The following is a 14,570-nucleotide window of genomic DNA, read 5'->3' on the forward strand; positions in this document are numbered from 1 at the left end:
TATTTTCTAAATAAAAAATTGTATGTCCGTTTTATGTCATAAACATATTTTTAAAGCGTCATTGCGAATTTATTTCGGAATCTCATCATTTAATAAATCAAGTATTTACAATGGGAACCTGAAACAAGTTCAGATTGACGAACACCTTTTATGACTCTTTACGAATAATCAAATAAAAAGTATTAGAGGTCAGTAATAAATTATTTATAACTTTTGTTTGATAAATTTATCATTAATTAAGAGCAAATAAAAATGCTGTTCTTAAATCATGATAACTATCAATATTAAATTCAACCCAATCTCCTGCAAAGCCATCTCTTCGCGATAATCGTCTAACAACATTATTTGACTCTTTATCAAAATTCGAACACTTATATACAGGTTTTTCTTATCGTAAACTGTTTTATATAGTGCTTGTTCACTTAGAGTTGTATTTTTATCGGGCTGATTTTCTATATAATCGCTCATCCATCCTAAGCATTGTCTAAAATACTATCTATAATAAGGTCTTTTTCAGAACCTACATATTGAGTTGTATAAATTCTTTAGGGAAGTACTTCTTGTTTTTTGTTCTTCTTGTAACTTCGATATTAAAAACAAAACGAGGACACTATTTTTCATCTTGGGTGTATTGAATTATTTAGTTTTGTAAATAAAGACTTAGCGATATACCATCTCTTACATCTAAAAATATTAATGTTTAATTTCTTTTCTTAAAACTATGTTCATTTAAAAGTATTAGAGACGAAAAAATGAAGCATAAAATATAGTTAACATACTGTTTGCTATATGAATAAATGTTTGTACATTTGCACTCCTTTTTTAAGGAAAAGTTATATTTATTAATAGACAAAAACTAATCGTGTAATTATGAACACATTAAGTTACAAAACAGCATCGGCAAACAAAGCTACTGTAAACAAAGAGTGGGTTTTGGTTGATGCGGACGGGCAGACATTGGGTCGTTTAGCTTCTAAAGTAGCCATGCTCATTAGAGGTAAGTACAAACCAAATTTCACGCCTCACGTAGATTGTGGTGATAACGTTGTTATCATTAACGCTGAGAAAATTAATTTAACTGGAAACAAATGGACCGATAAATCATATATCCGTCACACTGGGTATCCAGGTGGTCAAAGATCACTTACTGCATCAGAAATGTTCGAGAAAGATCCTGCAAGATTGATTGAAAAAGCAGTAAAAGGTATGTTACCTAAAAACAAATTAGGTAGCGCTTTATTTAGAAACCTACATGTAAATGTAGGTGGTGAGCACAAACATGAAGCTCAAAAACCAAAAGCTATTAACCTAAACGATCTTAGATAATGGAAACTGTACACAAAATAGGTAGAAGAAAAACAGCCGTTGCTCGTGCTTACGTTTCTGACGGAAAAGGAAACATCACTATCAACAACAGAGAATTAAAAAATTATTTTACAACAGGTACTTTACAATATAAAGTAACACAGCCTTTAATGTTAACTGGTAACGAAAAAGCATTCGATATTAAAGTTAACGTTTTTGGAGGTGGTGTAACTGGTCAAGCAGAAGCAATTCGTTTGGCAATTACCAGAGCCCTTGTTGAAATAAACGAAGAACATAAAGCGGTATTGAAGCCAGAAGGTTTACTAACGCGTGATCCGAGAATGGTTGAACGTAAGAAATTCGGTCAGAAAAAAGCACGTAAGAAATACCAGTTCTCTAAACGTTAATCATATATTATTAATTATAAATCTGTTATCGTAGAAGTTTAGCACCCAAATACGTAAGACTCACTAAGTGGCTACTTAGGTATTGCTAATAAAACGGAACGTAAACTAAAAACAAAGATGGCAAACATTGAAATTAAAGAATTATTAGACGCAGGTGTACATTTTGGTCACCTAACAAGAAAATGGAATCCAAACATGGCTCCGTATATCTATACTGAGCGTAATGGTGTTCACATTTTAGACCTGTATAAGACAGCTGCAAAAATCGAAGAAGCTTCTAAAGCGCTTCATAAAATTGCGGCATCAGGTAGAAGAATCTTATTTGTAGCTACTAAAAAACAAGCTAAAGATATTGTTGCTGAAAAAGCTAAGAATGTAAACATGCCTTACATTACAGAAAGATGGCCAGGAGGTATGTTAACAAATTTCGTAACGATTCGTAAGGCTGTGAAAAAGATGGCACAAATCGATAGAATGAAAGTTGATGGTTCTTTCAACGCTTTATCTAAAAGAGAAAAACTTCAAATAGATCGTCAGAGAGCTAAACTTGACAAGAACTTGGGTTCTATAGTTGATATGACACGTTTACCAGGTGCTATTTTTGTAATCGACACAAGACGTGAGCATATTGCTGTTGCCGAAGCTCAAAAATTGAATATTCCAATTTTTGCAATGGTTGATACTAATTCTGATCCTCGACCCGTAGATTTTCCTATTCCAGCAAATGACGACGCTTCCAAATCAATTGATAAAATATTAGCATATGTTACCGAAGCAGTAGCCGAAGGTTTAGCAGAAAGAAAAGCTGGTAAAGAAAAAGCAAAAGTAGAAGCAAAAACAGATGGTACTGAAGAGGTAAAAACTAAAGTAGTAGCTGAAGTGCAAGTACAAGAGGAAGAAAAATAAATTATTGTTAAATTGTTTCTTTGTTTAATCGTGTATTGAAGTAATCTATACACAACTAAACGACTAAACGCATAAACATTTAAAACGAAATGGTTAAAGTAACCGCTGCTGAAGTAAATAAATTAAGAAAAGCTACTGGTGCTGGTATGATGGACTGTAAAAAGGCATTAGTAGAAGCAGAAGGAGATTTCGATACAGCAATCGAGATTTTACGTAAGAAGGGGCAAAAAGTAGCTGCTAAAAGAGCTGATCGTGAGTCAACCGAAGGTGCTGCTATCGCTAAAGTGAATGCAGATAATACTGTAGGGGTATCTATCGTATTAGGTTGTGAAACTGACTTTGTTGGTAAAAACGAAAACTTTGTAAGTTTAGCACACGAATTAGCAGAATTAGCATTAAACTATGCTTCTAAAGATGAGTTTTTAGCTGCCAATTTTAACGGTATGAGTGTAGCTGATAAATTAATCGAGCAAACGGGAGTTATTGGTGAAAAAATAGATATCAATGCATTTGAAAAAATTGAAGCCCCTTTTGTAGGTTCTTATATTCATGCAGGTAACAAAATTGCAACATTAGTAGGTTTATCTACCGATATCGATGGTGCAGCTGTAGTTGCTAAAGATGTTGCCATGCAAGCTGCTGCAATGAATCCTATTGCTTTAGATGAAAATGGCGTAGATCAAGCTATAATCGAAAAAGAAATCGAGATTGCTAAAGATCAATTACGTCAAGAAGGCAAGCCAGAAGCTATGCTAGACAATATTGCTAAAGGTAAATTAAATCGTTTCTTTAAAGATAACACTTTAGTAAATCAAACCTTTATTAAAGATAATAAACAAACTGTTGCTCAGTATGTACAATCTTTAGGTAACGATGCAAAAGTAAATAACTTTAAAAGAGTTGCTTTAGGCGCTTAATTTTAGTTTCTAATTAGATATAAAAAACCTCGCCTAATGGCGAGGTTTTTTTGTTCTTAATATTTGTATATTTGTCTAACCTTTTTCCTGCATACGCAGGAATCTTTTTATAACTAAATACATGCAATACAAAAGAGTACTTTTAAAATTAAGTGGCGAAGCCTTGATGGGCGAAAGACAATATGGTATTGACCCTAAACGGCTTGCCGAATATGCACACGAAATTAAAGAAGTTGTAGAAAAAGGTGTAGAGGTAGCTATTGTTATTGGTGGAGGTAATATTTTTAGAGGTCTCGCTGGTGCCAGTAACGGCATGGATAGAGTACAAGGAGATCACATGGGTATGTTGGCAACCGTTATTAACGGGCTTGCTTTACAAAGCGCTTTAGAAGATTGTGATATTCAGACACGATTGCAATCTGCCATAAAAATAAATGAAGTGGCCGAACCCTTTATACGTCGCAAAGCCATGCGGCATTTAGAAAAAGGACGTGTGGTTATTTTTGGAGGAGGTACGGGTAATCCATACTTCACAACCGATTCAGCCGCCGTATTGAGAGCTATTGAAATAGGCGCTGATGTAATTTTAAAAGGAACACGTGTAGATGGCATTTATACTTCAGATCCTGAAAAAAATAGTGATGCTGTAAAATTCAATAATATTTCTTTTGATGAAGTATTGAAAAAAGGGTTGAAAGTAATGGATACCACTGCATTTACCTTAAGTCAAGAAAATGAATTACCCATTATAGTTTTTGATATGAATACTAAAGGTAATCTTATAAAAGTACTTTCTGGCGAAAGTATAGGTACCAAAGTAAATATTTAATATGTGATTACTCTTATAGTAACTATTTATGGCTTACTTTTTGATAAAAACCAATCAGATCAAATATTGTTAACATGAACGAAGAAGTAGAATTTATTTTAGATGCAGCTAAAGAACAAATGGATAATGCCGTAGAGCATTTAAAAAAAGAGTTTATAACTATTAGAGCTGGCAAAGCTTCACCTGCAATGCTCAAAAATGTGAAGGTAGATTATTATGGGTCGCAAACACCTTTAGGTCAAGTGGCAAATATTAACACACCAGACGCACAAACCATTTCTGTACAACCTTGGGAAAAAAATATGTTACAAGAAATAGAACGTGGTATTATGATTGCCAATCTTGGCTTTAACCCTATGAATAATGGTGAAAGTATTATTATTAATGTACCTCCTTTAACAGAAGAGCGTCGTCGCGAATTAGTGAAACAAGCAAAAGCAGAAGCAGAAAATGATAAGGTAAGCGTTCGAAACGCCAGAAAAGATGCTAATAATGACATTAAAAAATTAGAGGTCTCTGAAGATATGAAATCAAATGCAGAAGATGATGTTCAAGAGTTAACAAATAAATATATTAAAATCATAGATGAATTATTGAGTGTGAAAGAAAAGGAAATAATGACAGTTTAATACTATATCACCTCAACTTGATAAACTTATGTTAAAAGCAACCCATGAGGTTGCTTTTTAATTTCAACAATGTTTTCTTTGAAATTGAGAACTAATTTATGAAACAACTTTTTTTTATTCTATTACTATCACCAATTGTATTGTTGGCGCAAAGTTCTTTTTCAGGAGTTATAAAAGATAGTAAAACAAACACCCCACTACCCTTCGCTACTATACTGACCGATACAGGTCAAGGTGAAATTTCTGATGCCGATGGTAAATTTGCAATTAAGACTAACAATACTGTTACCTATATTACAGTTTCTTATATTGGATATAAGACTAAAAAAATTGAAATTCATAACTCAGATAAGTATATTACAATACCGTTAGAGCCTAATCGAGAAAGTTTGGATGAAGTGGTGATCACTTCAACTGAAAATCCAGCATTAAAAATCATACGAAATGCTATAAAGAATAGAAAGCAGAACAATATTGAGTCTGCCCTCAACTCTTTCAAATACCTCGCTTACAATAAACTGCTAGTCACAGCAGAGCCTGACTCTATTAAAGGAACTATAGATTCAGTATTCGTAATTCGAAATAATAAAAAGGTTTTTAAACGAATAGATTCTTCAAATTATGAATTTAAAAAGCAAATTGATAAACATCATCTGTATATCACAGAGAAAATAGCAGAACACAGTTTTAAAAGAGGAAAAAACAAAAAAGAAACGATTCTAGCCTCCAGAATGGCTGGTTTTAAAGTTCCCATCTATGAGGTTTTAGCATTAAATATTGAAAATTTTACTTTTTATGACGAAGTCTATCGCTTAATGGGTAATAACTATGTAAATCCGTTAGCCAAAAATGCACTAAAAAATTACTCTTATAAGATTTTAGACACTCTAAATAGCCCACAAGGCAATTCTTATATGATTTACTATAAATATAAGAAAGAGCAAGATTATGCTGGTTTACAAGGAGTCTTATATATCAATGCTAAAAGTTATGCTTTAGAAAAAGGCATTGCCGAACTTAAAGGGCAAATTAATGTAAAGGCTATCCAAAATTTTAGCTATAAACCCGAATTCAATATTTGGTTCCCTAATAAAACACAGATAACTATCCGTAAAGGAAAAACGAAACAAAATGTAAATCTTTTTGGAGGTGTCGTAAAATTTTCAACAGGGCAAAAAAATGATTCGATTATAAGGACAAATAAAAAAGATCCCAGCGATGTGGCATATCTTATATCAACAACCAACATTTCTGATATAAAAATAAACGAACCTGTAAAAGTTCTTAATTCTGCATCAACCATAGAAATAGATGACAATGCAGCTAATAGAGATGAAGATTTTTGGAATAACTATAGAACTGATTCCATCTCAAAAAGAGGATTAGAAGCGTATAGAGTGATTGATAGTGCAGCTCAAGAAGATAAAATAGAACAGAAACTAAATGCTGGTAGAAAAATTTTAAAAGGTTATTTTCCAACAAAATATTTTGATTTCGATTTAAGTCAGCTTATCAACTTTAATAACTATGAAGGTTTTCGTCTTGGTTTTGGTGGTGTTACCAATAATAAGTTTTCAAACACACTCCGGTTTTCTGGTTATACAGCGTATGGTTTTAAAGACGAAAAGGTAAAATATCATGTAGGTGGCGCATTACGTCTTGATAAAAAAAACAATACATGGTTCAACATATCGTACACAGATGATCTACAAGAAGCTGCAAAAATTGATTTTCTTTTTGAGGATACTTCCTTTTCACTTATCAATCCAAGAAATCTAAATATTAGTCAGTTTTATGGTTATAGAACCTATCAAGTTGGTCTTGATCATGATATTTTTCCAAACCTAGAATCAAAACTAAGATTTGGTCATGGTAATTATAACACGAAATTTGATTATCAATTTGTTAGTGATAGCAAAACACTTGATGATTACGAACTTTCATCAGTTACTTTAGCCTTAAAATGGACACCTTTTAGCAAATACATGAACTCTCCTATTGGCAAATTAACGGTGAAGAATAGCTGGCCTAAGGTAAATGCACAGATTAGCAAAAGTATTGATGGACTTTTTGATAGTGATTTCGATTTTACGCAATTCAACTTTAAAATTGAACATAGAATAAAAGCCTTGAAAAATAGTTCAACCTCTTTTCTAGCTCAGGGTGGTTTGGTTTTTGGTGATGCTCCGTTAACGCATTTATACAACGCTACTCCTAATTACTCACTTAAAAACCCATGGAGAAAGCGTATTAATTTTTCTGGCACAAATGCTTTCGAAACGATGACGTTTAATGAGTTTATTTCAGATAGATATGTGATGCTACAAGCACGTCATAATTTAGAGCGATTTAAGGTTAGTAAGAAATTTAGACCACGATTAAGTCTTATATCAAGATTTGCTATTGGTGCTATTGACAACCCTGAATTTCATCAAGGTGTAAGCTTTAAAAGTATGGAGAAAGGTTACTTAGAATCAGGATTTGTATTAAATCATTTGTTTAAAGGGTTTGGTATTAGTTCTTTTTATAGATATGGACCCTATAGCAACGAAAGGTTTTCAGATAATTTAGCAGTAAAACTAACCTATGTTTTGAGTATCGGCTTTTAATTTAACAAAAGTATTTTCCTACCTTTGTTCTTCTTAACGTAAGACACTTAAATGGGCTTTTGGGCAGTTGTTTCTCGAATAATTTTAAAAGGGAGAATTCCTATACTTATTATCTTAGGTGTCATTACCTATCTTCTCTACTCACAGATACAACATATAAAATTTTCACATACTGAAGCAAACTTACTGCCATCAGATCATCCAGTAAATAAAGAATACGATAAGTTCTTAGATATTTTTGGAGAAGAGGGCAATATTATCATTCTTGGTGTTCAAGATTCTACCATTTTTACAAAAGAGAAATTCAATAATTGGAACGCCCTATCGAAAAAAATAGATTCGTTTGAAAATGAAGTTGATTTTAGTGTATCTATTGGCGATATACATAAGCTCAAAAAAGATACTGTTAATAAAAAGTTTACGGTTGAGCCCTTATATAAAAGTGAACCAAATACAGACGAACAGGTTCAAAAAATTAAAAATGAGCTTTTTAAAAACCTTCCGTTTTTTGACAACTTTTTATTTAATAAGAAAACAGGAACCATACAAACTGTCATTTATCTCAAAAAAGAAATCGTTAATAAAATTGAACGTAAAGAATTTATTTTTGATCATCTCAATCCTCTTATAGAAAAATTTGAAAAAGACAATGATGTCGATGTACGTATTTCGGGTATGCCGTATATCAGAACTATGAATGCTCAGAATATTATTGATGAGATTGGTCTTTTTGTCGGTTTGGCTTTACTAATTACTTCTATAATTTTCTTCTTTTTCTTCAGATCCTTTACCGCGACATTCATCACCATGTTGGTGGTAAGTATTGGTGTTATTTGGGCCTTAGGATTTATCGGTTTGTTCAGATATGAAATATCGGTTTTAATGGCGTTAATACCTCCGCTTACCATTGTAATTGGTGTTCCTAATTGTATTTTTTTAATTAATAAATATCAAAACGAAGTAAAGAGTCACGGTAATCAAGCAAAATCGCTGCAGCGTGTAATCTCTAAAATCGGTAATGCTACCTTAATGACCAATGTTACTACCGCTTCTGGTTTTGCTACTTTTATTTTTACTAAAAGTCAATTACTAAACGAATTTGGTATTATCGCTTCCATAAATATTCTAACCATATTTATGTTGTCTTTACTTATCATTCCTATTATTTACAGTTTCTTGGCGAAACCCAAAAGCAAGCACTTAAGACATCTTGAGAAGAGGTGGATGGAAGGTATTGTAAACTGGATGGAAAATATGGTCCGTCATAAACGTATTGCTATCTATTTAAGTACTGTAGTAATCATCATTGTAAGTATTATTGGTGTATATATGATTCGCGTTTCTGGCAGTCTTATTGAAGATATGCCAAAAGGAGAACCTTTCTTTAAAGATATTGTTTTCTTCGAAAAAGAATTTGGGGGTATTATGCCGCTAGAAATTTTGATCAATACGAAGCGCAAAAAAGGAGTCATGAAATTGACAACGCTTAAGCGGATGGATAGGCTGAACGATATTATCGATGAAATTCCTGACCTGTCACCTACAGTTTCAGTCTTAAATATTGTGAAATATTCGAAACAAGCTTATTATAATGGAAACCCAAAATATTATCAATTACCTAACGGGCAAGAGCGTGCCTTTATTTTAGAATTTACTAAGAACTCTGATGCCAATTCTGATTTGCTTAATAATTTTGTTGATTCTACAGGTCAATATGCTAGGATGACCACTTTTATGAAAGATATTGGTACCGAAAAAATGGAGCGTATAGAAGAACGACTACAAGCTCGTATTGATAAGGAGTTCCCAGCCGAGCGTTACGAAGTAAAAATGACAGGTAAAGCGCTAGTATTCTTAAAAGGAACAAACTATTTGATCAGAAATCTAGTAGTTTCACTATCGTTAGCCATTTTATTAATTGCCTTATTTATGGCTTGGATGTTCAGATCATTAGAAATGATCTTGATATCTATTCTACCCAATATGTTGCCTTTATTGGTCACCGCAGGTCTTATGGGTTTTTTGGGCGTACCTATAAAACCGTCAACAATACTTGTTTTTAGTATAGCATTTGGTATCTCAGTAGATGATACGATTCATTTTTTAGCAAAATATAGACAAGAGTTACAAGCTAACAATTGGAAAGTTAGGAAATCTGTATATGCCGCCTTACGCGAAACAGGAGTAAGTATGTTTTATACATCGATTGTATTATTTTTTGGCTTTTTAATATTTGTCGTTTCAAGTTTTGGAGGCACTATTGCATTAGGAGGTCTGGTTTCAGTAACCTTATTATTTGCTATGGTATCTAACTTATTACTCTTACCCTCATTATTACTATCACTTGAACAAAGTATTGCTAATAAAAAAGTATTTAAAGAACCAGCTATGAAAATATTGCCCAAAGAAGAACTCGAAGAAGATATAGTTGAGCAAATAGAAGACAATTCATGAAAGGAATCATTTTAGCCGGAGGTAGTGGAACGCGTTTACATCCGTTAACATTGGCTGTAAGTAAGCAGTTAATGCCTATTTATGACAAACCAATGATCTATTATCCGCTTTCTACGCTGTTATTAGCAGGCATACGAGATATTTTAATTATTTCTACGCCACATGATCTACCTTTATTTAAACGACTTTTGGGTGATGGAAAGCGCATTGGCTGTAATTTTGAATATGCCGTTCAAGAAACACCCAACGGTTTAGCGCAAGCATTCGTTATTGGTGAACCTTTTATTGGTAATGATAATGTTGCGTTAATATTAGGCGATAATATTTTTTATGGAACTGGCTTAGAACAAACATTACAACAAGCAACTAAAAACGTAGGAGGTACAGTATTTGCCTATCATGTAAACAACCCAAATCGATATGGAGTGGTTGCTTTTGATAAAAATAAAAAAGCAATTTCTATCGAAGAAAAACCTAAGCATCCTAAGTCGAATTATGCAGTTCCTGGCATCTATTTTTATGACAATGAGGTAATAGCGATTGCTAAAAACTTAGAACCTTCAACACGAGGAGAATACGAAATAACAGATGTAAATAAAACCTATCTTAAGAATGGTAACTTAAATGTCACTATTTTAGATAAAGGTACTGCTTGGTTAGATACAGGGACATTTCAATCATTAATGCAAGCGCAGCAGTTTGTTCAAGTAATTGAAGAACGTCAAGGGCTAAAAATAGGATGTATTGAACAAATAGCATATCAAAAAGGATATATTAATAGTAAGCAACTTGAAGAAATAGCTCAACCACTTTTAAAAAGTGGCTACGGTCAATACTTAAAGAGTCTAGTAGATTAATTATTATTTCACTATCAAAAATCATACCTCTTTATTTTTCTTAAGCTAATCAATTAGTATCTTTGCTTTTCATAAATTTTTGAGAAATGCAAATGACTGTTGCTGAATTATTACGATCAGATAAATTTTCACAAGAAGTTCACTTAAAAGGTTGGGTTCGCACCTTTAGAGCAAATCGTTTCATCGCTGTAAATGATGGATCGACCATTCATAACATTCAATGTGTTGTAGATTTTGAAAAAACACCAGAAGAATTGTTGAAACGCATTACAACAGGTGCAGCAATTGCTGTAACGGGTACGTTAGTAGAAAGTCAAGGTAAAGGACAGTCTGTAGAAATACAAGTTGCCAGCATTGAAATTTTAGGTGACTCAAATCCTGAAGAATATCCTATACAGCCCAAAAAACACAGCTTTGAATTTTTACGTGAAAACGCACATTTGAGAATCAGAACCAATACCTTTAGTGCTGTTATGCGCATTCGTGCAGCACTGTCTTTTGCAGTGCATAAATATTTTACTGAAAATGGTTTTTATAATTTTCATGCACCCATAATTACTGGATCAGACGCTGAAGGAGCTGGTGAAATGTTTAGAGTAAGCACTTTAGACCCACTTAACCCTCAAAAAGATGAGCATGGTCAAATTGATTATAAAGAAGATTTCTTCGGAAAGGAAACCAACTTAACAGTTTCTGGTCAGTTAGAAGCAGAAACTTATGCTATGGGGCTGGGCAAGGTTTATACTTTCGGACCTACCTTTAGAGCTGAGAATTCTAATACAACACGGCATTTAGCAGAATTCTGGATGATAGAACCAGAAATGGCTTTTTATGATCTTAACGACAATATGGACCTTGCCGAAGATTTTATTAAAAAAGTTATTCAATACGTATTAGATAATTGTGAGGATGATCTTAAATTTCTAGACAATAGACTACTGCAAGAAGAAAAAACAAAACCTCAAGCCGAACGAAGTGACATGAGTCTCATAGAAAAGCTTCATTTCGTGGTAAATAATGACTTTAAACGTATAACTTATACTGAAGCCATTGAGATATTGAGAAACTCTAAACCAAATAAAAAGAAAAAATTCCAGTTTATAATTAATGAATGGGGAGCAGATCTACAAAGTGAGCATGAGCGGTACTTGGTAGAAAAACATTTTAAATGTCCCGTGATTTTATTTGATTATCCCGCAAGTATTAAAGCTTTCTACATGAGACTTAACGAGGATGGTAAAACCGTTCGCGCTATGGATGTACTCTTTCCTGGAATTGGCGAAATTGTTGGGGGTTCACAACGTGAAGAACGTTATAATGTACTTTTAGATAAAGTGAGAGCGATGGATATCGATGAAAAAGAATTATGGTGGTATCTCGATTTGCGTAAGTTTGGCACCGCAGTTCATTCTGGTTTTGGCCTGGGTTTTGAACGTTTAGTACAATTTACAACGGGTATGAATAATATACGCGATGTAATTCCGTTTCCTAGAACACCACAGAATGCCGAATTTTAATAAAAATTCTTTTTTGTACTTTTATTTTAATCTGATTTAAACAGTTAATGTTAAAACAACATCTTCAATATAAATTATCTCAAAAGCTATCTCCTCAGCAAATACAGCTTATGAAGCTAATTCAATTGCCTACACAAGCTTTTGAGGATAAAATAAAGCAAGAAATTGAAGAGAATCCTGCATTAGATAGCGGGAAAGCTGAAACGGAAAACGAGCTTTCTCAAGACGAATATGATAACAACGATTCTGAAACTATAGAAACAGATATTAATATTGATGAATATCTTAGTGATGATGAGATGCCGAGTTATAAACTACAAGCAAATAATTATAGTAGTGATGATGATGAAAAACATATTCCGTATGCTGCAGGCACTTCTTTTAATCAGCATTTAAAGAGTCAATTAAATACATTTCGACTAAATGATGATGAGCGACAGATTGCAGAATTCTTAGTAGGAAGCATAGACGAAAGTGGTTATATACGCAGAAATGTTGAAGATATTGTTGATGATTTAGCCTTTACAGCAAATATTTATACTACAGAAGATCACGTGCAACACATGTTTGATGTAGTACATCAATTAGATCCTGCTGGTGTTGGAGCCAGAAGTTTAGAAGAATGCTTACTCATCCAACTCAAAAGGAAACAAGAAAATAAAAATAGACAATTAGCTATTAAAATTCTAGAAAATGCTTTTGATCATTTTGTAAAAAAGCATTATAAGAAGTTATTACAAAAATTCGATATTACCGAAGAAGAATTAAAAGAAGCGATTCAAGAAATAGAAAAACTCAATCCTAAACCTGGTGGATCTTATGCAAATTCTAATAAGATTGTAGAGCAAATAGTGCCCGATTTTTCTATTAGAATTATAGATGGGCAATTAGATCTTACTCTTAATTCTCGAAATGCTCCAGAACTGCATATCTCTTCAGAGTACAACAACATGTTACGCGGTTACGCAGCTTCTAAAGACAAGTCAAAGTCTCAAAAAGATGCAGTGCTTTTTATCAAACAAAAATTAGATGCTGCTAAGTGGTTTATCGAAGCCATTAAGCAACGTCAGCAAACCTTATTGCTGACGATGAATGCAATTATGCATCACCAAGAAGAATATTTTTTAACAGGTGATGAACGAAAGTTAAAACCGATGATCTTAAAAGATATTGCTGACAAGATTAATATGGATGTTTCTACCGTATCTAGAGTTGCTAATAGCAAATATGTTGACACACCCTACGGCACTAAACTTATCAAAGATTTCTTCTCAGAATCAATGAAAAATGATCAAGGAGAAGATGTTTCTACACGTGAGATCAAAAAAATATTACAGACAGTAATTAGTGAAGAAGACAAAAGAAAACCACTAACTGATGATAAACTTTCTGGGCTATTAAAAGAAAAGGGATATTTAATTGCTCGTAGAACAGTGGCCAAATATAGAGAGCAGTTAGGAATTCCGGTAGCAAGGTTACGTAAAGAAATATAAGATGTTTTTTTATAGAATAATATCTTATTTCTTCCACCCTATTCTTTTCCCAACTATTGCTGCTTTTTTATATTTCTCTGTATTACCATCTCATATTTCTGAAGAAAGTAAACGTATTGTTCTAGGAATCGTTTTTGCTACTACCTACATTGTTCCTTTACTAATGATCTTCTTTTTAAAACAATTTAAACTTATAGAAGACTACCATTTAAAAACAATTGAAGAAAGAAAATTTCCCATTATTTTTATGACTTTACTTTTTTTCTTGTTAGGAAAATTATTATTAGATGCTAAAATTGTAAATCTCTTAGCCTTTTCCTTTTTTGGGTGCGGCATCTCATTAATCTTCATCTACATATTATTCTCTTTAAAGTTAAAGTCTAGTTTGCACACCATGAGTGTTGCTGGTTTGATAGGATTAATTTGTGTAATGAGCTATCAATATGAACAGAATTACCTTATGTTTATTGTAACGCTATTTTTACTTTTCGGAATTATTGCTACTTCAAGATTACATCTTAAAGCTCATACACATTTAGAAATATATAGTGGTTTTATCGTCGGTTTTGTAAGTCAGTTGATTATTTATTCGTTCTACCTTAAGTTTAACTAGAATAACGTGAGTTCGATGCAACTAAACTTTGAGT

12 protein-coding genes are annotated in these 14,570 nt (G+C 32.8%); all 12 read left to right on the forward strand.

Annotated elements, in window-relative coordinates; genetic code table 11:
- Positions 1-870 precede the first annotated feature (870 nt).
- The 12 genes from rplM to AC1EUY_RS09150 all read left to right on the forward strand — a co-directional run bounded on the left by rplM (position 871) and on the right by AC1EUY_RS09150 (position 14,536).
- A complete protein-coding gene (gene rplM, locus AC1EUY_RS09095) occupies positions 871-1,326 on the forward strand; it encodes a 50S ribosomal protein L13 (protein WP_480195212.1) in 456 nt (151 codons plus the stop codon).
- Positions 1,326-1,712, forward strand: coding sequence for a 30S ribosomal protein S9 (rpsI, locus tag AC1EUY_RS09100; RefSeq protein ID WP_480195213.1), 387 nt, complete (start codon positions 1,326-1,328; stop codon positions 1,710-1,712). Before rplM ends, rpsI begins: the two co-directional genes overlap by 1 nt.
- 117 nt (positions 1,713-1,829) lie before the next feature.
- Positions 1,830-2,618, forward strand: coding sequence for a 30S ribosomal protein S2 (gene rpsB, locus AC1EUY_RS09105; protein WP_480195214.1), 789 nt, complete (start codon positions 1,830-1,832; stop codon positions 2,616-2,618).
- Between the two features lie 89 nt (positions 2,619-2,707).
- Positions 2,708-3,535, forward strand: coding sequence for a translation elongation factor Ts (gene tsf / locus AC1EUY_RS09110; protein ID WP_480195215.1), 828 nt, complete (start codon positions 2,708-2,710; stop codon positions 3,533-3,535).
- 121 nt (positions 3,536-3,656) lie between these two features.
- On the forward strand, positions 3,657-4,364 hold the full coding sequence (pyrH, locus tag AC1EUY_RS09115; protein ID WP_480195216.1) for a UMP kinase: 708 nt from the start codon (positions 3,657-3,659) through the stop codon (positions 4,362-4,364).
- A gap of 74 nt (positions 4,365-4,438) precedes the next feature.
- The gene (gene frr, locus AC1EUY_RS09120) at positions 4,439-4,993 is read left to right on the forward strand and encodes a ribosome recycling factor (RefSeq protein WP_480195217.1); all 555 of its coding nucleotides are present in this window, start codon (positions 4,439-4,441) and stop codon (positions 4,991-4,993) included.
- 98 nt (positions 4,994-5,091) lie between these two features.
- The gene (locus AC1EUY_RS09125) at positions 5,092-7,602 is read left to right on the forward strand and encodes a DUF5686 and carboxypeptidase-like regulatory domain-containing protein (protein WP_480195218.1); all 2,511 of its coding nucleotides are present in this window, start codon (positions 5,092-5,094) and stop codon (positions 7,600-7,602) included.
- 51 nt (positions 7,603-7,653) lie between these two features.
- Positions 7,654-10,056 carry an efflux RND transporter permease subunit gene (locus tag AC1EUY_RS09130; RefSeq protein WP_480195219.1) on the forward strand — a complete coding sequence of 801 codons (2,403 nt, stop codon included), beginning with the start codon at positions 7,654-7,656 and terminating at the stop codon, positions 10,054-10,056.
- The gene (rfbA, locus tag AC1EUY_RS09135; protein ID WP_480195220.1) at positions 10,053-10,913 is read left to right on the forward strand and encodes a glucose-1-phosphate thymidylyltransferase RfbA; all 861 of its coding nucleotides are present in this window, start codon (positions 10,053-10,055) and stop codon (positions 10,911-10,913) included. Before AC1EUY_RS09130 ends, rfbA begins: the two co-directional genes overlap by 4 nt.
- A gap of 86 nt (positions 10,914-10,999) precedes the next feature.
- Entirely contained in the window at positions 11,000-12,430 is a 1,431-nt protein-coding gene (gene asnS / locus AC1EUY_RS09140; protein ID WP_480195221.1) for an asparagine--tRNA ligase, read from the forward strand.
- 47 nt (positions 12,431-12,477) lie between these two features.
- Positions 12,478-13,923, forward strand: a complete 1,446-nt coding sequence (gene rpoN, locus AC1EUY_RS09145; RefSeq protein ID WP_480195222.1) for an RNA polymerase factor sigma-54 — start codon at positions 12,478-12,480, stop codon at positions 13,921-13,923.
- A 1-nt stretch (position 13,924) separates the two neighbouring features.
- The gene (locus tag AC1EUY_RS09150; protein WP_480195223.1) at positions 13,925-14,536 is read left to right on the forward strand and encodes a hypothetical protein; all 612 of its coding nucleotides are present in this window, start codon (positions 13,925-13,927) and stop codon (positions 14,534-14,536) included.
- Positions 14,537-14,570 lie beyond the last annotated feature (34 nt).

The organism is Maritimimonas sp. 2210JD6-3 (genome assembly GCF_056591795.1).